This is a genomic window from Spirosoma lacussanchae, from assembly GCF_005870035.1.
Taxonomy (GTDB): domain Bacteria; phylum Bacteroidota; class Bacteroidia; order Cytophagales; family Spirosomataceae; genus Spirosoma; species Spirosoma lacussanchae.
Window position 1 is genome coordinate 642928 of record NZ_SWJG01000001.1, and the last position, 21835, is coordinate 664762.

Below are 21835 nucleotides of genomic sequence, written 5' to 3' on the forward strand. Positions count from 1 at the left end.
GTGTGCCGACGAAAAAAACGTAGCGGAGGGCGGGGTATCCGGCCGGATAAATCCCTACATTTGTCTCCCTTTTTTGAGCGATACCACCGTAATCAGTCAGTGCCCCGTGAACGGAACGACCCAGCCTAATATGCAACGCGAATTAACAACGGTTTGGAACCGCTGTCTAAGCGTCATTCGGGAGATCGTGCCCGAACACAGTTTCAATACCTGGTTTGAACCGATTGTTCCGTTCCGGCTTAACGGCAACGTGCTGACTATTCAGGTTCCCAGCGAGTTCTTCTACGAGTTTATCGAAGAGAACTTCGTGCATGCCCTCCGGAAAGCCCTCGACACGGCTATCGGTCGCGACGGGCAGCTCGAGTACTCGATCATCGTTGACAAAGGCGACGAGAAAAACCGGCCGCTGACGGTCAACGTGCCAACGACCAAGTCGCCCCAGACGGCCAAGCCCGACAACGTCAACCCCGATATTCTGAAAAGTCCGTTCCAGCTCAAAGACCTCGACTCGCTCACGCTGGATTCGTACCTCAACCCGACCTATACCTTCGACAATTACGTAGAAGGCGACTGTAACCGGCTGGCCCGGCAGGCGGGGTATGCCGTAGCCGAACGGCCGGGCATTACGTCATTCAACCCGCTGATGATTCATGGGGGCGTAGGCCTGGGGAAGACCCATCTGGTGCAGGCTATTGGTAACTACATCAAGAATAATAATCAGAGCAAGTTTGTACTGTACGTTACGTCGGAGAAGTTTACGAACCAGTTTCTGAACGCTGTCCGGTCAGACGGTATTCGCGACTTCACGGCGTTTTATATGCAGGTCGATGTACTGGTCATTGACGACGTGCAGTTTCTGCAGAAAAAGGAGAAGACTCAGGAAATCTTTTTCCACATCTTCAACCACCTCCATCAGTCGGGCAAGCAGATCATCATGACCTCAGACCGGGCTCCGCGTGCGCTCGATGGGCTGGAAGACCGGCTGCTATCGCGGTTTAAGTGGGGTCTCTCCGCCGATCTGCAAACGCCCGATCTGGAAACCCGCATCGCCATCATCCAGAAAAAACTCCAGGCCGAAGGGATCTATATCGACGATGCCGTTATCGAGTACCTGGCCCATAGCGTTAATACCAACGTTCGGGAACTGGAAGGGGTTATCGTATCCCTGATGGCGCAGGCGTCGCTGAACCGGCGGGAGATCGATCTTGAACTGGCCAAGAAAACCCTCCGCAACATCGTGGTCGACTCGGAGCGCGAGGTTACTATCGATACCGTTCAGGAGGCCGTAGCCGATTATTTCAACGTCACCATTGCCGACCTGAAAGCCAAAAGCCGTAAGCGCGAACTGGTGCATCCGCGGCAGGTGGCTATGTACCTGGCCAAGGAGAAAACGGATCTTTCGCTCAAGTCAATCGGGTACCACTTTGGCGGTCGTGACCACAGTACCGTCATCCATGCCGTTCAGACCATCAGCGATCTGGTAGCCAAACATGCCGAACATCGCGATGTGGTTGAGAAGCTGAAGGCGCAGTTTAAGTAATCATTCGTAAGTTGGGGGTTGATATAGGCCGGTCGCTTCTGCGACTCGGTCGCTAGCCTGTGCCGCCTTGACTACGCCTTGTCCTCAATTGTATCGTCGCCACCAGCTCGATAGCCGGGCGTGGGATGCCTGCGTTATGGCATCGGCCCAGCGGATTGTGTACGGGTATTCGTGGTATCTGGATGCGGTACTGCCCGGCCCCGACTGGCAATGGGACGGATGGGTACTGCCCGGCGAAGAAGGTGGTTATCGGGCGGTTCTGCCGGTGCCGCAGCGTCGGAAATACGGCCGTTGGGTACTGCACCAGCCGCTATTCTGCCAGCTGCTGGGCCTCTTCAGCGCCGACCCGACGGTTGATCCGGCGCCGTTCTACCGGGCGGTTTACGAGCAGTTTCGGTATAATTCAGGGCTGCATGTTCAGGCAGGGGCTACCTGGCCCGGGCCAACCGAGCCGATCCGCCTGCTGACCACACACCTGCTCGATTTATCGGCCGGTTACGAAACAATCTACAGTCGCTATAGCCGCGACCGTCGGCGGAATCTGCGTCGGGCCGAGGAGATGAACTGGACAATCACCCAATCAACAGACCTGGAGCCGTTGCTGCGGCTGTTCCGAACCCACCATGCCAATACCATAGCGGGCGGGGTCGGTGATTGGGCCTATGCTTTCCTGAGCGCACTGTACGACTCGCTCCGGGCTCGTCAGCTTGCCCAGCTGCACTATGCGCAGCTCGACGGGCATATAGAAGCGGGAGCGCTCTTTGTTCGGGAAGGCAACCGGGTTATCTACCTGTTCAACGCGGCCAGTCCGGTAGGTCGGCGTGGCAACGCCCGGACCCTGCTGATCGATCGGGTTATCCGGTACTATGCCGGAGAGGCTTCGCCGGGCTGGTTCGACTTCGAAAGTCCCGAGAAACCAGCTATAGTGGATTTTTACCGCAGCTTTGGTGCCGTAGATATGTCTTTCCAGGCTGTTTGCTGGCAGCGTTTTACCTGGCCCGAACGACTGGCGTGGCGGCTGAAGCAACAGCTCCTGCACGGCCAACCAGCGCCATTGGCCAGCTGGCTTTGGCAGACCGCACAACCTGTGCGATTTCGCACGGATTAATTTGGTTGAATTTATGGTAAGGTACTGTTTAGTAAGGGTTTGCCTGGTGGCACGGCGTTGGTAGTACAAAGCGTGAACTCTTGTACGCTTATTCTATGGACCGCGCTTTAGCCTCTGACGTCGTTGCCCGTTCCCGCCGGAAAAACTGGTTGCTTGGCCTCGCGGTTGCCGCTGGTCTGGCGGGGGTCTTGATCGGTATGCGTGCGCTGCTTAAAACATCGGTCGATGCGGCCCGGATTCGGACGGCGGTGGTGCAGACAGGCCCGGTCGAAAATACGCTGAACGCTACCGGTGAGATTATTCCGGCCTATGAACAAATCATCACCAGCCCCATTCGGGCCGGCATCCGGCGGGTGCTGCTGACGCCCGGCGCGCGGGTGCGGCCCGGCCAGCCCATTATTGAACTCGACAAGTCACTGACGCAGATCGAGTACGAAAAGTTGCAGGATCAGCTGTCGCTGAAGCAGAATGGCATCGATCAGTTGCGGATGAAACTGGACAAAAACCTGTACGATGCGGATATCAACGACCAGATCAAATCGCTCAACATTAACCGGCTCAGTGCGGAGGTAGACGATGCCCGGCGGTTGTTGAAAGTGGGCGGCCGCACGCCGGAAGACGTAACCCGCGCCGAAAACGCACTACGCATTGCTCAGCTGGAAAAGAAACAGCTGGAAAACGACCTGGCCTATAACCGTCGGTCAATGAGCGCCAGCCTGCGGGAGTCGCAGCTACAGGCCAGTATCGAGGCTACCAACCTGAAAGTTCTGTCGCAGAAGTTGCGGCAGGCCGACATCGTGGCCGACCGGGCCGGGGTGCTGACCTGGGTCAACGAAACGATAGGGTCGTCGGTCAACGAAGGGGATATGCTGGCTAAGCTGGCCGATCTGGGTAGCTTTCGGGTCGAGGGGTCCTGCTCCGACGCTTATGCCGATCAGCTTCAGGTAGGGTTGCCGGTCATCGTGCGCATCAATGAACTGAGTCTGCGGGGCGTGATCACTCAGATCAAGCCGTCGGTTCAGAACGATGCGGTTCGGTTTGCGGTCGCGCTCGATGACAACCGCCACGCATCCCTTCGCCCCAACCAGAAAGTAGATGTATTTATCGTCACCAACCGAAGCGGGCGGGCCGTACGGGTGGCTAATGGGCCGGCTTTCAAAGGCAAACGCCGACAGTACGTCTACGTGCTGGACGAAAACCAGCTGGCGCGCCGACGCGACGTCGAAATCGGGCTGACCAACTTCGACTGGGTCGAGATCAGGAGTGGCCTGCGCCCCGGCGAACGGGTTATCATTACCGACCTGAGCGAGTACGAAAACGTGGAGCAGCTAACCATCAACCCCGCTACCCACTAATCATGAAAACTACCTTTATTTCAGCGGGAGTAGGAATAGGCGCGGACCACGGCGAGTATGGCCTGTACGCAGAGGCTTTGCGGGTATGCCGGCTTGTGCAGCTTACCCTGCTCGTGCTGGTGATAGCGGTGGCGGGGGGCGCTGCGCAGCCGCTCAAGCTGACGCTGGGCGAAGTAGTGACGATAGCCCGGGAGCAGTCGATTGCCAGCAAACAGGCCATTACGCAGCAAAAAACCAATTATTGGAAATACCGGTCGTTTCTGGCCGATTTTAGACCTCAATTGAGCTTGGATGGGTCGCTGCCGAGTTTTACCCGCTCCTTTGTTCAGGTCGTACAGCCCGATGGCACCATAGCTTTCCAGCCGGTATCGAATAATAACTCACTGCTTAATCTGTCGCTGAGTCAGAACATTCCGTTTACCGGCGGATCGATTTATGTGCAACAGCAGTTTCAGCGGTTCGACGATTTTCTGAACCGAAGAACCCTCTACAACGGCATTCCGTTCGCCATCGGTCTGAGCCAGCCGCTCTTTCGCTTCAACCTCATGAAGTGGGATCGCCGGACCGAGCCCCTGCGCTATGCCGAAAGCAACCAGCAATACATTGAAGCCCTGGAGCAGGTAGCTCTCGATGCAACGAGCCTGTATTTCGATCTGCTGGTAGCGCAGGTGAACCTGCAAATTGCCGAAACCAACCGGGCCAACAATGACACCCTCTACACCATTGCCCGCCATAAGCTCGAACTCGGTAAAATATCGCGCAATGACCTGCTGCAGCTGCAACTGAGTGTGCTGAACGCCCGGAAAGATCTGGCTTCGGCCCGACAAACGGCCGAAGTTGCGTCGCTGAAACTGCGGACGCTGATGAACAGCCGGGAAGAAGAAAACGGCCCGTCGATGGCCAGTCGGCCCCGCCCGTTCGAGCTGGTGATACCCACTGAGGTGCGTGATTTTACGGTTGATCTGCAACTGGCCCTGAAGCAGGCGTTCAGTAACCGCTCCGATGCCATTGCTTTCAGGCGTAAGCTGCTGGAAGCCGAGCGCGATATGGAGAAAGCCCGCAAAGAAAACGGCCTTAACGCCACCCTAAACGCTGATTTCGGTCTGACCAATAGGGGTAACCGGCCCGGCGATGTGTACGTGCGGCCTCAGGACCGACAGTTTGTCGAGATTCAGTTTACGGTGCCTGTTATGACCTGGGGGCGGGCCCGCGCCCGTACCGAAACCGCCCGCGCCAATCAGGAGCTGACCCTACAAACGGTTGAGCAGGCCAAACGCACCTTCGAGCAGCAGATTTACACCCAGGTAACGCTGCTGGATATGCTCCGCCAGCAGGTTAAACTGACCGCTGAAGCTGATCAGATCGCACAAAGCCGCTACCAGATTGCGCAGGAGCGTTTCAAGCTGAGCGACCTTACGGTTACGGATCTGGGTATTGCCATTCAGGATAAAGACCGGGCCCGGCGCGATGCCATCCTGGCCCTGCGCGACTACTGGCAGGCGTACTACACACTACGGCTGCTCACACTGTACGACTTTGAAGCTGGACAAAAAATTCAATAAACACCCAAGCCCATGATTGCCCTCAAGAACATCGAAAAAGTGTACCGCACCAGCACGATCGAGACGCTGGCCCTCACCAACATTAACCTGACCGTTCGGGCGGGTGAGTTTTTGTCGATCATGGGCCCCAGCGGCTGCGGAAAATCGACGCTGCTGAATCTGATGGGATTGCTCGATGCACCCAGCGCGGGGCAGGTCGAGATTGGTGGACAGCCCGTAACCCAGTACCGCGACGTGGACCTGGCCCGCCTTCGGAATCAGAAGATCGGGTTCATTTTTCAAAGTTTTCACCTGATCAACGACCTGTCAGTGCTCGACAATGTAGAGATTCCGCTGCTGTACCGAAAAGGCGACGAAACCGGTCCCTCGCGTCGGGAGCTGGCCCGGCAGGCCCTGGAAAAAGTAGGGCTCAGCAACCGGATGAAGCATTTCCCGAGCCAGCTGTCGGGCGGACAGAAACAGCGGGTCGCTATTGCGCGGGCCATTGTTGGTCAGCCGGCCATCATCTTGGCCGACGAACCGACCGGTAATCTCGACAGCGCCATGGGCAACGAGATCATGTCTATTCTGCAGCAGCTGAACGCCGATGGCAGCACCATCGTCATGGTTACCCACGACGAAAGCATGGCCAAACGGACCCATCGGCTCGTCCGGCTTTTCGACGGGGCCATGGTCGGCGATAGTGTGCTGATGCTGAACGAGGAACGATAACCGCGTATCGCATTGCTCATCGGTCATCACGTACCCGTTCTCTAAAAAGCCATGTTCACGAACTACATAAAAATAGCCTGGAAGGTCCTGCTGCGGCATCCGTTCTACACCTTCATCACGCTCTTCGGCATCAGCCTGACGCTGACCGTACTGATGGTGATTACCTCGTTTCTGGATCATCTGATCGGGAGCCACTACCCCGAAAACCGGCGTAATCGGTTGCTGTATATTCAGATAATCTCGCTCAGTGATTCGCTCCAGCAGTCGCACAATAACAGTCTGGGCAGCTACGAGTTTATGCAGCGCTACGTAAAAACGCTGAAAACGCCGGAGACTGTAGGGCTTACTACCCTGTTCGAGTTTGCCAATACGTACGTCAACAACAAGCGTATCGAACTCCGGATCAAGCATACCGACGCCCAGTTCTGGACCGTTACTGACTTCGATTTCGTAGAGGGTAAACCGTATGACGAGCAGAACATGAAACAGGGCGACAACGTCATGGTCATTACCGACAACCTGAAAAAACAGTACTTCGGCGAAACAGACCAGCCCGTTGTAGGCAAATACCTAACCCTGGATAGCCGTGAATTCCGGGTTATTGGTGTGGTGCGGGGCGTGCCGGTTACCCGGCCCGTTACGTCGGCCGATTTGTACATGCCCGCTACGGCCACCCACCGGCCCGATCTGAGCAAGGGTTTTTCGGGAGGCTATTCGGCCCTGATCCTGGCCCGCACCCCGGCCGATATGTCGGCGATTCAGGATGAATACAATCAGGCGATCAGCCGGATTCCGTTGCCAAACGAATCGAACGGTTTCCGGTTCAGCGTCATCGAAACCGGCGCCGAAACGTATCTGGGTACCTGGCTCCGTAACTTCTTCGACCGGTCGGTCAGTGGTATTTTCTACACCGTAGTGGGGTTGTTCATGCTCCTGTTCATGGCGTTACCGGCTATTAACCTGGTCAACCTGAATGTAAGCCGGATCATGGAGCGGGCTTCTGAAATCGGCATCCGAAAAGCGTTCGGCGCGCCCGTCAGAACCCTGATCGGGCAGTTCATTGTCGAAAACCTGTTCATCACGTTCATCGGTGGAGCCATTGCGCTGGTGCTGTCGACGCTGATTATTGCCTACATCAACCAAAGTGGGTGGATTGCCAAAGCTGATCTGACGCTCAACCTTACGGTTTTTGCCGTGAGCATCCTGATCTGCCTGATCTTCGGTTTACTGTCGGGAGTGGCTCCCGCCTTCCGCATGTCCCGACTCCCCATTGCCGACGCACTGAAAGTATAATGAGTGATTGAGTGAGTTAGCGATTGAGTGAACCTTCCAATCGCTAACTCGCTAACTCGCTCAACCGCTCAATCACCCAATCACTCATTCCTATGTTACGTCATATCATCAGACTTATGTGGAATAAGAAAGGAAGTCATCTGCTGATTATTGTGGAGATTCTGGCTTCGTTTCTAGTACTGTTCGGCGTTACCAGCCTGATCGTTTATAATCTTCAGAACTACCAGGAACCCATTGGCTTCGAGTATAAAAACCGATGGGCGCTGGGATTCGATGCCCGCGGGCAGGCGGACTCAACCATCGGCGATATCATGCAGCAGATTAAAAGCCGGGTGCTGTCGTATCCGCAGGTAGAATCCGCCACGGTGTTCAGCAGCAACCTGCCTTACTCTATGAACTCATCGAATGGGAATGTAACCAACAACAAAGCAACGGTGCTGGCTCAGCAATTCCGGACGGATCTGGATATGCCCAAAACCCTGGGTGTGCCGGTGCTGGAAGGCCGCTGGTTCGATAAGTCAGACGAGCTGCCCGACGCCCGCACGCTGGTTATCAACGCCCCCCTGAAGAAAGTACTCTTCGGCGACGAGCCTGCCCTGGGTAAAAAGATTGCTTTCGGTGGGGCCGATGATAAACGCAAGTCGACCGATTATTTCACGATTGTAGGTATTGTCGGGAACTTCAAACCCAGGGGGGAGTACCAGGAAAACCTGCCCGGTCTTTTTCAGATGAACAAAGGTCAGGATCGGAACTATACCCGATCAATGCTGCTGAACGTAAAACCCGGCACCGATGCCGGCTTCGAGGCAAAACTGACCCGCGATCTGGGCCTGCTCACCAAAGGCTGGCCTGTAGAAGTCTCCTACCTCGAAAACCAGCGGACTAATCAGCACAATATCGCGCTGGTGCCCGTTATTATCTTCCTGATCGTAAGTGGTTTTTTGCTCATCAACGTAGCGCTGGGTCTGTTTGGCGTGCTGAACGTAAGCATTGCCAAACGCCGGGGCGAAATCGGGCTGCGTCGGGCGCTGGGGGCTACGGAGCGTCGTATTTCACGGCAATTTGTGGGTGAAATGTGGGTACTGGCTACTTTTGCGCTGGTGTTGGGGCTGTTGCTGGCCGGGCAGTTTCCGCTGCTGAACGTGTTTAACCTGAAGTCGTCGGTATACCTGACGGCTATTGGGGTGTCGGTAGCGGTTATCTACCTGCTGGTTACGCTCTGCGCCTTGTTGCCCAGTCGGCAGGCCGCTACCGTACAACCCGCCGTAGCCCTGCATGCCGAGTAGCGGAGCCAGAGGTTCGGGCTGATTTGTGAGGAATGGTCGAGTTTTTTGTCATACAATGAATTACGTTACTAGTCAGTTAACGTTTAACACCGCACCACTACACTGCAATCATTGGAATGACAGTATTTCGGGTTTTCCAAAATCCATTCGTTCTCAACGATTTATATGCTCCTCATCATCGACGACGATAGCGCTGTTCAAACGTCTCTGTCTTTGCTGTTTCGCAAGGCAGGCTTCGCTGTGCGCGTGGCCGACGGACCGTTCGAAACGCGGGAGGTGCTGGAGCAGGAGGTTCCCGAAGCGATTCTGCTCGACATGAATTTTTCGGTCGATACGTCGGGCGATGATGGGCTGCGGCTCCTGCGGTACATCCGGGAGCGCGTACCGGGCGTGCCGGTCATTCTGATTACGGGCTGGGGCAGTATCGACCTGGCCGTAGCGGGTATGAAAGCCGGGGCCAGCGATTTTATTACCAAGCCTTGGCAAAATGACCACTTGCTTCAGTCTGTTCAGACGGCGCTGCAGCTGGCCGGTACTGGTCGTTCTGTGGGCGAGCCGGTATCGGCGGGCCGGCGTCAGCTGGACGAGCGGTTTCAGTTCGATACGATTGTGGGCGAAGATCCCCGGCTGCTCGAGGTGCTGGAGACCATTGGGCGGGTAGCCCCAACGGATGCGCCGGTCCTGATCACGGGCGAGAGCGGTACGGGCAAGGAACTGATCGCCGAAGCCATCCACCAGAACAGCCGGCGAAAGCGGCAGCCGTTCATTAAAGTTAACCTGGGCGGCATATCGAGCACCCTGTTCGAGAGCGAACTATTCGGTCATGTGCGGGGCGCCTTCACCGATGCCCGGTCCGACCGGGTGGGTCGGTTCGAGCTGGCCCACAAAGGCAGCATTTTTCTGGATGAAATCGGCGACCTCGACCCGGCCGCCCAGGTCAAGCTACTGCGGGTATTGCAGGACCGGACATTTGAACCGCTTGGCAGCAGCAAGACCCGAACCGTTGACGTGCGCGTCATCTGCGCCACCAACCGAAATCTCGAGGAAATGGTGAGCCAGGGCCTGTTTCGCGAGGATTTGTACTACCGCATCAACCTGATTACTGTACGACTTCCGGCCCTGCGCGAGCGTCCGGCCGATATTCCCAAACTGGTAGCGTTCTTTATCAACAACCTGAAAACGCTCTATAATCGACCCGCCTTACAGGTCGGCAAAGACGCGCTGCAATGGCTGAAGGGCTTGTCGCTGCCCGGCAACATCCGCCAGCTGAAAAACGTCGTGGAACGGGCGGTGCTCCTGGCCCCCGCCGACACCCTGACCGTAGCTGATTTCGAGAAGCACGTTAATCCATTGGGTTCGCGCCCGGCGGGCTCGGCAGCCAGCGCGGGTATGCCGGCCGTAGGAACGATGACGCTTGAGGAAATGGAGTTTCAGATGATTCAGCGGGCCATGGCTTTTCATAACAACCGGGTCGCTAACGTGGCCCGGGCGCTGGGTATCACCCGGTTTGCCCTCTACCGCCGACTCGAAAAGTACGGCATCGCTTACAATACCGACGATTAAAGGCCATAACCAGCGGCAGTCGGGCCCGTATCCGGGCTGGTACCGGGTATATTGCCCGCCCTGGCTCGTTTAGACGATATGCACCTCAATTTTCAAACGCGTTACCTGCTTTATATGCTGGCCGTTCATGCGGTGCTGGTCGGGCTGGTATTTCAGTTGCTGAAAGAGCATAAGTTTCTGTTCATTGCCTCCGAGGTATTCATTCTGCTGTCGCTCTACGTGGCCATTCGTCTGTACCGCACCTTTCGGCAACCATCGGCTTTTATTGCGTCGGGTATCGAGGCTATTCGCGAAAAAGACTTTACCATCAAGTTTGTCCCGACGGGTAATGAAGAGGTCGATGAGCTGATTCGGGTGTATAACCTAATGATCGATCAGCTGCGTCACGAACGGACGCGGCAGGCCGAGCAGCAGTTCTTCCTGAACAAACTGATCGACGCGTCGCCGATCGCACTACTTATTTTCGACTTTGATGAACGCGTATCGGCTCTCAACCCGAAAGCCCGTCAGCTGCTGAAGCTATCGGATCACGACCTGCTGGCTAAACCGCTATCGGCCACCGGTCATCCGTTGCTGACCCAACTGAGCGCTCTCCCTCCCGATCAGCCGCATACCATTAAACTGGCCGGCGTAGAAACCTACCGGGCCATGCGCGGGAAGTTCATCGATCGGGGGTTTGAGCGGCAGTTTCTGTTCATTGAAGAACTAACGGCCGAGATCGTCGAGACTGAGAAGAAGGCCTACGGAAAGGTGATCCGCATGATGGCGCACGAGGTCAACAACTCCATCGGCGCCGTTAACTCTATTCTGACCATAGCCGAACCCGAACTCCCGGATGCCGACATCCGTCAAGCGGTGCGGGTTGCTATTGAGCGAAACGACCGGCTAAACCTGTTCATGCGCCGGTTTGCTGATGTCGTGCGGTTGCCGGTTCCCAGCCCGGTGCGTTCCGACGTGACCGAACTGGTTCAGAACGTGGTGCGGCTGATGCAGCCACAGGCCCAAAAGCGGGGGGTCAACCTCTCGGCGGTTGCGCCCGACACGCCGGTCTACGCGCCAATCGATGTCGGGCAACTGGAGCAGGTGCTGGTCAACGTGATAAAAAATGCGCTGGAAGCCTGCCAGCCGGGGCAGGTCGTTGAACTGCGGCTAACCGATCAGCAGGTACAGGTTCGAAACAACGGGCAACCCATTTCGGCCTCGGTAGCGGCTGATCTGTTCAACCCGTTTTTCAGTACCAAAGCCGACGGGCAGGGTATTGGCCTGACACTCACGCGGGAGATTTTGCTCAACCACGGGTTTCCGTTTTCGCTCCGTACCAACCCCGACGGTTGGACGGTTTTTCAGATTGGCTGGAACAGGCCTTTGCTCAGTGGTCTAGAAGAAGCGTAAAGGCTGTTTGAGGCCGCTGTTCTGGCGCAGATCCATCACCATAGATCCCACCCACAGATCTACTTCAACTTTAACAGGTACTTTGTTGGTATCGTCGGACACAAAAATCCGGATTGACTCTTCGTCTTTAAAGAGCTTGTTCTGCGGCAACACCGGGTTAAGCCGGATCACGTTGATTTTGCCTTGTTTGGTTTTAACGACCGTTTTGCCCCGATACCGCACCTTCATGTTATAGACCGTATCGTCGTAGAAAGCGGGTACTTCGAGCACCTGCCCGCTTGCCATGTGGTTGAAATCGATCGTCCGCAGGAAATAGTAGCCGCTGATGAAGTCGTGTACATTATCGGGTACCTTAAAGGTGTCGCGCTCGGTCCGTTCTTCCGCTTTTACCGTATTGGCTGCGTGGTTGAACGTAATGTTTTCTTCCTTGCGATAGCTGTTTTCCTGAAGGCTGGTATAAAATTTCTGGGGCAGGATGGCCGACGTATCGATATACGACCGCCAGGTATCGCGGATGCGCGTAACGAGGTCAAACGCCCCCACCGTCCGCCCGTCAACGTTAACGCGGTAGCAGGCTCGGTCGTTTACTTTATACAGGGTTGGACTAACGTCTACGATGGCTTCGGCTGCGTTCAGAAACCCGTAGTGAACCCGGTACTCCAGATGTTCGCCCGGCCCAAAGCTCGTGTTGACGACACGCCGGTAGCTGTTCAGTGCTGTAAAGCCCGATGCCAGCACCGAAATAACACCAAGACCAATCAAATACTTCTTCATAGCAACAACAGCCCGTTGGCCGGACCTCACTTACAAAGATGGATAGGTTTGTTTCAGGTATGTTAGATACCGCCCGAAATCGCTGTTGAATTGGCTTTCAAACTCCTGCCGAAACCGATTCTGCTGTTTCCGGTAGGTGAGATAGCCAATAAAATACGCATTATTCGGTAAGTTTAGTTTGCTCAATTGTCTCTTTTTTACCGAACGAACTCCTGACGGACTCCGCTCATCGGTCAATGTATCCGCCGAACTGACGATTTGCCGGATCATCTTCCACTTCAATGAATCTTTGACTACCTCGGCCGTCTGGGGTTTAAAGGTCCCATACAGGCTGTCGAGCGCCCGGGTACCGCGCAGTACGTGATCATCGTAGCGCTCGTAGTACATTTTTGATGCCAGATAGTCTTTATAAACAGTAGAGTTAACGCCGTACTTCCGGGCCAGAAATCGCTGGGCGCCGTACTCGCCCACAAAATCGGCCAGGTTTTCGTTGTACTCCAGGTTATCTTTCACAAACAGCGTACCGTGGGTAAGCTCGTGAATAATCAGTTCGGCCAGGCTACCTTCCGTTCGGGACAGCATATTCGATAGGATGGGTTCTTTAAAAAATCCTAATGTCGAATAGGCAGCTACCTCACTGATTCGGGTGTCGTATCCTTGCTTTCGTAAGGCCGTATCCGCTTCTACAAGCCGGTCGCGGTCGAAAAAGCCTTTATACGAAAACGTGCCCAATATCGGAATGTGATATTCGACCGGTACAAGCCTATATTTTTCAGATCCAACTAGCATCCACATCAGCGGCTGGCCTTTCAGATCATAAAACGATTCGTAACTGCCCGATGGATCGAGCTGCAATGAATCAATGGCAAAACGCTTGATTTCGCGGATAAGTTCTATTTTCTGTTTCAACGAGTCGGGGTAGGCCGGGTTGGTCAGCACCTCCTCAACCGGTTGAGTGTTGAGCATGATACGGAGCTGACCCCTGGCCTGCATGTAGCCATAGCTGACATACTCCCATTGCCAGACCAGCAGAACGGCCAGTACCCCCACTATGATAAGAGCAATTTTTTTACGCATCGGTTGGAAAAAGATAAGGGCAAAAATACGCCCTGCCGAGATTTGTCGGCAGGGCGTACCAATATTGGTTTTTTATCCGGTCAACAGCTTGTCGGTAACGAGCTGCTTCGAGCAAATAGGGTGATTACCTGGCATCGGCTACTCACCGGTTGGGTCAATACCTTCCTGAGACAAGTAGTCGCCAATGTTGAAGACCTGTCCGTCCAGTAATTCGAGTTCCCGGTTCCAGTCCATCGTCAGCCAGGCTTCTGCCTGACGTTCAGCCACCATCACCTGCTGGGAATCCGTGAAAACCCATATGACTTTGCTGGTGCCAAAGTCGAGCAGTTTGCGTGTTTTTAAGTTAACGTAATTACGATCTTCAACGTTGGACAAATCAGCCTTAACATCGATTTCGATGACCAGTGTAGCGGGTACATCAGCATACTTTTTATTGATCTTGTCGGGCGTCAGTATAGTCCGGTCGTAGATGGCCACGTCGTGAGAAAGGTTGCTGCGGTGGTCCAGGTGAACGCCTGCTTCATTAGAGGCAAAACGATATTTTTTGCGGTCCAGGGTTAAAATCATCAGCTCCATGAAGTAAGACACCAACACCCATTGCAATGTACTCGACCCCATAATTTCTTCGGTGGTTTTGCGGCCTGCCAATACCTCACGGTAGCCATAATAATACAGTGGGCGACCGTCAAGCATTTCGTAAATCAGTGAATCTGGTATCGAAGCAGCGCGTTGGGCGGGTGCTTTACCGATAGACCGGCGCTTTCTGGGTATTGACTCCATGTCGTAGTAGGTTGAGCTGCATCAATCAAATATACGAAATCTATTCCAGGGCCTGATAAACGGCGGTGCGGAACTTGCGGACGAAGTCGCTGTAATGAGCATAGGGCTGAACGTTGGTGAAAACGAGCAGAATCAGCTCTTCTTTGGGGTCGATGGTAAACTCCGAACAATACATGCCGCCCCAGGTATAGGCGCCCGGCGTAGCCTGATCGCCATAGTGGGTGCCTTCGGTAATGAGCTGGAATCCCAATCCGAACTTGTCGCGCCGATCCCATACCTCGGCCGCGCCGATTTGATTACGAACCATCATCTCAACGGTTTTCCGACCCAGAATACGCCGGTTGTTGAATGTGCCGCCGTTGAGCAGCATCTGGCAGAACCGGGCGTAGTCTTCTACGGTACTGACCAGGCCCGCCCCACCCGAAAAATAGGTTCTGGCGCCCGAAACAGCATACTGCCGGTAGGTTTTGTTCGGGTGTAGCACCAGCGGTTTGTCGGCATTGCCTTTGTCGTATAGTTCAACCAGGCGACTGGCCTTGCCGGGCGGCAGATAAAAATAGGTATCAGCCATGCCCAGCGGGTCGAGCACCCGTTCGCGCAGAACGACGTCGAGGGGTTGGTTGGTCAACACCTCAACCAGCCGCCCGATGATGTCGGTGTTGAGGCCATAAACGAAGCCTTTGCCGGTCGAGTCGGTGCCGGGGTCGTTGAGCAGGGGGCGGGCCGCGAGCCGGTTTATGACGTCTTCGAGTTTGTCGGGTGCGGTTGAATTGAAAAACGGCACGGTAAATTCCGGTCGCTGATCGAGGGGGTGTTCGTAGGGAATACCGGCGTTATGGCTCAGCAGCTGACGAATGGTGATCTCGCTCCGGGCCGGTCGGGTTTCGTAGCTGCCACCGGTGGGGTTTTTGCGGTCATACTGAACCAGTACCCTGGGATTCTTAAACGCCGGTATGTACTTGCTAATGGGGTCATCGAGCAGAAACCGTTCTTCTTCAAACAGCGTCATCAGCGCTACCGTCGTAATGGCTTTCGACTGTGAGGCAATGCGGTAGATGTCGTCGCGCTTGAGGGGCGTCTTCTTCTCCAGGTTGCTGTACCCGAACGCTTTGTAATGAACCACTTTACCCCGGCGGGCCACGAACGTAACCGCATTTGGGGCCATACCCTGGTCAACTAATCCTTGCAGAAAGGTGTCGATCCGCTTGAGCCGCCCGGTCGAGAAACCGGCTTCGGTGGGTGTGCGGGCGGTGGTAAAAGCTTGTGGTCGGGGCTGGGCGAGCAGGGTAGTCGTTACGAACAAAAACAAAAGAACGAAGCGCATGAAACAGTCTGGTCAGTCGGTGAAAGGGGGCTTACCAGGAAAGAACGCGGGCCGGGTTTGTTTCTACCCACTCAGCCCGGCAATTGCCAATCCCACACAACAACGGTCCAGGTTTCACCCGCGCCGGGCTCGTAAAACTGGTGAACAGGGCGGAACCCCACGCGTTCATGAGCGCGGAAGGAGCGGGTATTCCGAATCGAAATATCGGTGATGAGCATCCGGTAGCGGTGGCTGTAGGTAGCCCGATGGTGCTCGTAAAGCCGGTCGAAAATACCCTGGCCGCGGTGACTGTCAGCCACGCAAACCTGCCCCATTACGTAATACGGGTACTGACTCAGCAACTGCCCCTCGTAGGTTAGCGAGTCGATCTGGTCGAATAGGGAACCCAGCTCCGGCAGAAACGTCCGCGTCTCGGGCGCCGAGGTAATGGCGTACCCTACAACCTGGTCGTCTTCTTTAGCCACAACGCTCGGCGCCACGGCGTGCATCTGCTGCATCTGGTCGAGGCTGTACTGAAGGGTGACGAAGCCCTGGTTGGCCTGCACATCGGCCGGTAGGTGACGGACAAGGTTTTTTTGTTGCAGAGCCAGTATGCCGCGCAGGTCGTCATCGGTCTGAGCCAGTGTAATAGTAATCATTGGGTGGGGTGAATATGGGTAACGATCAGGTATTGGGCCGCTGCGTACGTGCTCATAATGAATACCGTAGCTCCGGCAAAAGGTGTCAGGAAGGCATTGATCGCAATGGCCGAGTCTGACGCCATGAACAGCAGTGCTCCGATCAGTACAGGGCCATAGCCCGGCTGTTCCCGGCGGAGCGCAGCCAGCAGACCCATGGTGCTGATACAGATAACATAAACGACAACCGGGGTCCAGAGGCCGTTCAGGGCAGGATTGGTTCGGAAGGTCGGCTGCAGAATCAGCAGAAAACTGCCTGCGTAGACGACGAACGGTAGCGCCAGCAGGCCGACCGTCGGCAGCGAAACGGACTGCCCCGCCCCCCGCATTCGGAACACAACGCAGTAGCCCAGTTGCATGATCAGAAACGAAGCCAGCCCGAGGCCAAACAGATCGACTTCCCGGATCATCAGGAACACATCGCCCAGTAGCGCAAAAACCAGACTTATCCGTAAGACCGTCATCGATAGTCCACCAACCCGTCGGTGCCGCCATGACCAGGCCAGCAGCAGCCCAACAATGAGCGGCTTGCTGATGTAGTGCAGCCACCTGATCTGCGTCAGATCGCCCACCAGCTCCAGGCCGGTGACAAGGGCGAAAAGTAGCGCGAACCGACGGTCAGGCGGAATGGTATTCATAAGGCCGTACTACCGCTGATGCTGATTGTCTCCAGCCTGTTCAGAAACGCGGGGTCAACGTCGGCGCCGATACCGGGCTCGTCAGACAGCTCGATCTGGTAGCCCTTGTATACGATACCGCCCTGTACGGGGTCGATGGCATGCTCGAAGCAGGCGTCTAGGTCACAGAAACGAATATTCTGCCGGGCCGCTGCGAAGTGTGCGTTGGCTGTAAGTGCCAGCCGCGACTCCGACATGCAGCCAATCATGCAGGCAATACCGCTGGCTTCGGCAATGGCATTGATGGCCAGTGCGTCGAAAATACCTCCGCTTTTGGCCAGTTTGATATTGAAATAATCGACCGCTTCATCCCGAACGAGCCGGATGGCGTCGGTGGCATCGAACAGGCTCTCGTCGGCCATGAGCGGTACCGGCGAGCTGCGCCGAATCTGTCGCAGACCCGCAATGTCGTGTCGCCGGATGGGCTGCTCGCAATACTGTACGTTCCAGTTGCCGATGGCTCGCAGTACGGCCTGGGCGGTAACCACGTCCCAGCCCTGGTTGGCGTCGGTCCGGATGGGGGTGGTGTCGCCGATGGCGGTTCGGATGGCCTCTACCCGCCGAATGTCGTCGATTCGGTTGGTGCCGAGTTTGACCTTGATGGCTTCGCCCCCGTTTGCCTGAATCCGCAAGGCGTCGTCGACCATGCGTTCGGGGGTGTTGATATAGATCGTTTCGTCCGTGACCAGCGAACGCTGGGAGCCGCCCAGAAACTGGTACAGCGGCATGTTGGCGGCTTTGGCGGCCAGGTCGTACAGGGCCATATCGAAGGCCGATCGGGTGGTGACGTGGCCGGGCAGATAACGCGTCAGTGTGGTCACGCAGCCCTCAATATCGAGCGGGTTGCGGTTCAGCAGCAGCCGGGCCATATCCTGCGCAGCCGCCATGCCCGATGCCTGCGTTTCGCCAACGATCATCCAGAACGGCGATCCTTCGCCCCAGCCCGTCAGCCCGTCGCTGGTTTGAATTTCGACCAGTATATTCCGGGCGCTGTCAATGGTGCCCAGCGAAATGGCGATGGGGGCTTTAAGCGGGATGTTGTAGGCGTAGAGGTTGATTCGGGTAATGATCATGGGCAGCCGGTCACAGGTTTTTATCGAGCAGGTCGGTCAGGTAAGCAGCCGATTGCAGGCCGATCAGTCGCTCGGTCAGCTTACCCTGTTTGAGCAGAAGCAGAGTCGGTATTTCGTCGACCTGATAAGCCTGCATCAGAGCCTTGCTGGCGTCGGCGTCGGCTTTAACCACCAGCACTTTACCCGCGTATTGGGTTTGCAGCTGCTCCATGATCGGCATCATTTTCTGACAGGGCGCACACCAGGGTGCGTAGAAATCGACCAGCACCAGCTGATTGCTGGCCGATAACGCTTTCAGCTCGGCAGGGGTAATGGCTTTGGCGGTCGGGCTGGCTTTGGCGCCTTCGATTGGTTTTAGTTTGGTGGTCCACTTCAGGTAGCCGCCCTGCAACTCATAGACCGACGCAAACCCCTGTTCGCGCATTAGTTTGGCCGCTTCGGCCGAGCGTCCGCCCGAGAGGCAGTAGACGTAGACGGGTTTGGTCTTGTCGAGGCTGGCCACGTTCTGGCCAAAAGCGGGATTTCTGAAATCGAGGTTCGTGGCGCCCGGCAGGTGGCCACCGCCAAACTCGCCGGGGGTTCTGACGTCGAGAAGCTGAGCGCCAGGCGTTTTCTTCAGCTGTTGCTCAAAGTCATCGGTCGACAGGTTCTGCGCCCGGACGGATGACGGGCCCATCAGGCACAGGAAACAGAGCGAAAGGATAAGGAACCGGTTCATCAGATTAATTTTTTGAAGGATATACAGCGGCCAGTCTGCTACAGATAAGCCTCATTTATTGCGGAAACTGGCTCTTGTCCAGCCCCGGAATAATCCGCAGTGCATTCTTGTAATAGATTTTTTTGAGGATCTCGTCGGGCAGTCCCATGCCGTACATACGCCAGAACGCATGGTATTTTTTGTGGTAGGGGAAGTACTCGTCGTTGGTTTCAAGCACCCGGAAATAGGTAGCGTATTCGCTCGGCACCCAGCTGTCTTTACCGAACAGAATCCGGTCCTGATACTTCTCGAAGAACTGGCGTGAGGCCCGAGGCTGACGGCCCAGCTCGGCAATGACGGCTCCAATTTCGACGTTCATGTTCGGGAATACCTGCATCAGGCTATCCAGTTTAGCCAGATCATTGGGATACCAGCCCATATGTGCGTTGATGAAGGTCGTTTTGGGATGTTTTCGGAAAACGTTGTGCTGCTCGGCAATGAGTTGCTCCCAGGGAACGGGGTCATTAGGTGAGCGTTTGCGGCCCGCATGGAGCTTAAGTTCGAGCCAGCGCTCGTTGTAGCGATCCATCGGGTCCCAGAACGACTTCGGGTCGGCGGTATGGATCAGCACCGGAATGCCCAGCTGCCCACATTTGGCCCAGATCGGGTCCAGCCGTGGATCATCGACCCGAATGCGCTGGCCTTTTTCGTCTTTCACGCTAAAACCCAGCGATTTGTAAATCTTCAGCCCTTTGGCTCCGGCTTTTACGTCAGCCTCGAGCGTTTTTACGGCCTCATCGGTCCAGCCCGCCTTGCCAATGTCATCGAAGTTGATGTTGGAGAACAGGATGAGCCGTTTCGGATTCGTTTTCTGGATATTGGTGGCCGCTGCGGTAAAGAACCGGGTGTTCTCGGCCACATTACCCCAGCCGCGTCCGCTCAGGTTTACCATCACCTGCATGTTGAGGCTGTCCATCTGGGCCACCAGCGGCCGCAGGTCAGCCTTGTCCATCTGAAACTGATGGTTGTGCACATCGATAAATGGAAACTTGGCGCGGGTCAGCTTATGCTCGGGTACCTTCAGCGTCGATACCGGATCGTACTCCTCAAATCCCAGCGGCATATCGGCCGGTTTCTGAGCCTGCGCAAGCGAGGCATTCAGCACGATGAGGGCGAGGGCAACCATCAGGTAACGCGGTTGTAGAGTTAGATGGATCATACTATCGGGGTTCTGGCTATTTGTAAATAAGCGCTACGCAGTGGGCGGCTATGCCTTCCTGCCGACCTACGAAGCCGAGGTGTTCGGAGGTGGTTGCTTTGATGGATATATCGTCTTCGGGAATTTGCATAACCCCGGCCAGGCAGGTTTTCATGGCCGGAATGTGCGGATTCAGCTTCGGCTCCTGCAGCACAACCGTTACGTCGACGTTCGAGACTTCGTAGCCCGCTTCGCGCACCATCCGCAGCACCTCGGCCAGCAGCACTTTACTGTCGACGCCTTTCCAGCGCGGGTCTTTATCTGAGAAATGGTAACCGATGTTGCGCATGTTGGCGGCTCCCAGCAGGGCGTCGCACAAGACGTGGCAAACCACATCGGCGTCTGAATGCCCAAAGGCGCCGTGGGTATGCGGAATCTCAATGCCGCCAAGCCAGAACGGATGGCCTGCTACGAGTTTATGGACGTCGTAGCCCTGTCCGACCCGGATTTTCATGCAACGCGGTAATATAAAGTCGAACAATTCTCGGGGCGCAGTACCTGCCGGGCCATCTGCTGCACATCGTCGGGCGTGACGGCCTGAATGTGGGCGGCTTCCTGGTTGACCAGTTCGGGATCGCCCGCGTTGGCAGCGTAGGCCAGGTTCATGGCGCGGTTCAGCAACTCAACCTCCGAGAAGGCCAGCGTGGCTTCGGCCTGGTTTTTTACCTTGGTCAGCTCTTCGTCCGGTACGGCCTGATCGATAAATTCCTGAATAACCGACTCAACAGCCGCGTCGGCTTCTTCGAGCGAAATACCTTCGTTCAGCGTACCCTGTACGACCAGCAGACCGGGGTCGAGCGACGAGGTAATGTACGCACCTATGTTGCTGAAAAGCGGATTGTCGCGCAGGAGCTTCTGATACAGACGCGATGATTTACTGCGGCCCAGCATATCGCTGAGGAGGTCGGTCGTCTGGAAGTTCGGCTCGAAGCGACCCGGCATGTGCCAGGCTTTGTAGAGTGCGTTGAGCGGCACTTTGGCACTGGTTTCCAGTTTGCGGGCTTCGTGCTGCACCGCTTCCTGCGGGAGCTGCCTCACATAAGGAGCCCCGGCCGGAATGGGCGCAAACCAGCGGGCACAAAGCTGTTTTACTTCCTCGACGGTTACGTTGCCGGCTACGACCAGGACCGCATTGTTGGGCAGGTAATAGCGGAAGAAAAAAGCACGCACGTCGTCGAGGGTGGCGTTTTCGATGTGGCTGATGTCTTTACCGATGGTTGCCCACCGATACGGATGTTGCTGATAAGCCAGCGGGCGCAGCTTCAGCCAGACATCGCCGTAAGGCTGGTTCAGATACCGTTGCTTGAACTCTTCGATGACTACTTTCCGTTGCACCTCCAGCACCTGTGGATCGAACGACAGACTCAGCATCCGGTCCGACTCGAGCCAGAAAGCGGTTTCGAGGTTGGCGGCCGGCAGCGTGATGTAATAGTTGGTGATATCGGGGCTGGTGAAAGCATTGTTTTCGCCCCCTACGCGTTGCAGCGGCTCGTCGTAGCTCGGAATGTGTTGCGAACCGCCGAACATCAGGTGCTCGAACAGGTGCGCAAATCCGGTCCGGCCGGGATCTTCGTCGCGCGAGCCGACGTTGTAAAGTATGTTGACCGCGGCCAGGGGAGTGGTGGCGTCTTCATGGACAAACACCCGGAGGCCGTTGTCCAGCGTAAACTGTTCGTACTGAATCATGA

At 55.9% G+C, this 21835-nt stretch carries 20 protein-coding genes; 9 read left to right on the plus strand and 11 right to left on the minus strand.

Going from position 1 to position 21835, the window contains the following annotated elements; genetic code table 11:
- Window positions 1–130 precede the first annotated feature (130 nt).
- From dnaA to FBR45_RS02670, 9 genes are all read left to right on the plus strand, one after another.
- Window positions 131–1540: a chromosomal replication initiator protein DnaA gene (dnaA, locus tag FBR45_RS02630; protein ID WP_077920913.1), complete on the plus strand. Its 1410-nt coding sequence runs from the start codon at window positions 131–133 to the stop codon at window positions 1538–1540.
- 88 nt (window positions 1541–1628) lie between these two features.
- On the plus strand, window positions 1629–2648 hold the full coding sequence (locus FBR45_RS02635; RefSeq protein ID WP_246082085.1) for a GNAT family N-acetyltransferase: 1020 nt from the start codon (window positions 1629–1631) through the stop codon (window positions 2646–2648).
- Between the two features lie 95 nt (window positions 2649–2743).
- Window positions 2744–4003, plus strand: coding sequence for an efflux RND transporter periplasmic adaptor subunit (locus FBR45_RS02640; RefSeq protein WP_138499071.1), 1260 nt, complete (start codon window positions 2744–2746; stop codon window positions 4001–4003).
- Window positions 4004–4005: 2 nt separating this feature from the next.
- Window positions 4006–5565 carry a TolC family protein gene (locus FBR45_RS02645; protein WP_138499073.1) on the plus strand — a complete coding sequence of 520 codons (1560 nt, stop codon included), beginning with the start codon at window positions 4006–4008 and terminating at the stop codon, window positions 5563–5565.
- Window positions 5566–5577: 12 nt separating this feature from the next.
- Window positions 5578–6276, plus strand: a complete 699-nt coding sequence (locus tag FBR45_RS02650; RefSeq protein ID WP_138499075.1) for an ABC transporter ATP-binding protein — start codon at window positions 5578–5580, stop codon at window positions 6274–6276.
- Window positions 6277–6327: 51 nt separating this feature from the next.
- Window positions 6328–7569 (plus strand): ABC transporter permease, encoded by a 1242-nt coding sequence (locus FBR45_RS02655; protein ID WP_138499077.1) that lies wholly within the window; start codon window positions 6328–6330, stop codon window positions 7567–7569.
- A gap of 92 nt (window positions 7570–7661) precedes the next feature.
- On the plus strand, window positions 7662–8855 hold the full coding sequence (locus FBR45_RS02660) for an ABC transporter permease (RefSeq protein WP_138499081.1): 1194 nt from the start codon (window positions 7662–7664) through the stop codon (window positions 8853–8855).
- A 165-nt stretch (window positions 8856–9020) separates the two neighbouring features.
- Window positions 9021–10418, plus strand: a complete 1398-nt coding sequence (locus FBR45_RS02665; protein WP_138499083.1) for a sigma-54-dependent transcriptional regulator — start codon at window positions 9021–9023, stop codon at window positions 10416–10418.
- 78 nt (window positions 10419–10496) lie between these two features.
- Window positions 10497–11810, plus strand: a complete 1314-nt coding sequence (locus FBR45_RS02670) for a sensor histidine kinase (RefSeq protein ID WP_138499085.1) — start codon at window positions 10497–10499, stop codon at window positions 11808–11810.
- On the opposite strand, the gene FBR45_RS02675 is transcribed toward FBR45_RS02670, so the two are convergent.
- The 11 genes from FBR45_RS02675 to FBR45_RS02725 all read right to left on the minus strand — a co-directional run bounded on the left by FBR45_RS02675 (window position 11796) and on the right by FBR45_RS02725 (window position 21833).
- Entirely contained in the window at window positions 11796–12584 is a 789-nt protein-coding gene (locus tag FBR45_RS02675) for a DUF3108 domain-containing protein (protein WP_138499087.1), read from the minus strand. The two genes, FBR45_RS02670 and FBR45_RS02675, sit on opposite strands and share 15 nt — an antisense overlap.
- Window positions 12585–12614: 30 nt before the next feature.
- Entirely contained in the window at window positions 12615–13661 is a 1047-nt protein-coding gene (locus tag FBR45_RS02680) for an aminopeptidase (protein WP_138499089.1), read from the minus strand.
- A 138-nt stretch (window positions 13662–13799) separates the two neighbouring features.
- Complete coding sequence (locus FBR45_RS02685) at window positions 13800–14441, minus strand: Uma2 family endonuclease (protein WP_246082086.1); 642 nt, start codon at window positions 14439–14441, stop codon at window positions 13800–13802.
- Between the two features lie 40 nt (window positions 14442–14481).
- Complete coding sequence (locus FBR45_RS02690) at window positions 14482–15765, minus strand: serine hydrolase domain-containing protein (RefSeq protein ID WP_138499091.1); 1284 nt, start codon at window positions 15763–15765, stop codon at window positions 14482–14484.
- A 71-nt stretch (window positions 15766–15836) separates the two neighbouring features.
- Window positions 15837–16403 carry a GNAT family N-acetyltransferase gene (locus tag FBR45_RS02695; RefSeq protein WP_138499093.1) on the minus strand — a complete coding sequence of 189 codons (567 nt, stop codon included), beginning with the start codon at window positions 16401–16403 and terminating at the stop codon, window positions 15837–15839.
- Window positions 16400–17080, minus strand: a complete 681-nt coding sequence (locus FBR45_RS02700) for a lysoplasmalogenase (protein WP_138499095.1) — start codon at window positions 17078–17080, stop codon at window positions 16400–16402. Before FBR45_RS02700 ends, FBR45_RS02695 begins: the two co-directional genes overlap by 4 nt.
- Complete coding sequence (locus FBR45_RS02705) at window positions 17077–18192, minus strand: mandelate racemase/muconate lactonizing enzyme family protein (RefSeq protein WP_138499097.1); 1116 nt, start codon at window positions 18190–18192, stop codon at window positions 17077–17079. The genes FBR45_RS02700 and FBR45_RS02705 overlap by 4 nt, the downstream gene beginning before the upstream one ends.
- A 10-nt stretch (window positions 18193–18202) precedes the next feature.
- Entirely contained in the window at window positions 18203–18910 is a 708-nt protein-coding gene (locus FBR45_RS02710) for a thioredoxin domain-containing protein (RefSeq protein ID WP_138499099.1), read from the minus strand.
- A 55-nt stretch (window positions 18911–18965) separates the two neighbouring features.
- Entirely contained in the window at window positions 18966–20108 is a 1143-nt protein-coding gene (locus FBR45_RS02715) for an amidohydrolase family protein (protein ID WP_394344353.1), read from the minus strand.
- A 16-nt stretch (window positions 20109–20124) separates the two neighbouring features.
- The gene (ispF, locus tag FBR45_RS02720; protein ID WP_138499101.1) at window positions 20125–20601 is read right to left on the minus strand and encodes a 2-C-methyl-D-erythritol 2,4-cyclodiphosphate synthase; all 477 of its coding nucleotides are present in this window, start codon (window positions 20599–20601) and stop codon (window positions 20125–20127) included.
- Window positions 20598–21833: a M16 family metallopeptidase gene (locus tag FBR45_RS02725; RefSeq protein ID WP_138499103.1), complete on the minus strand. Its 1236-nt coding sequence runs from the start codon at window positions 21831–21833 to the stop codon at window positions 20598–20600. The genes ispF and FBR45_RS02725 overlap by 4 nt, the downstream gene beginning before the upstream one ends.
- Between the last annotated feature and the right edge of the window lie 2 nt (window positions 21834–21835).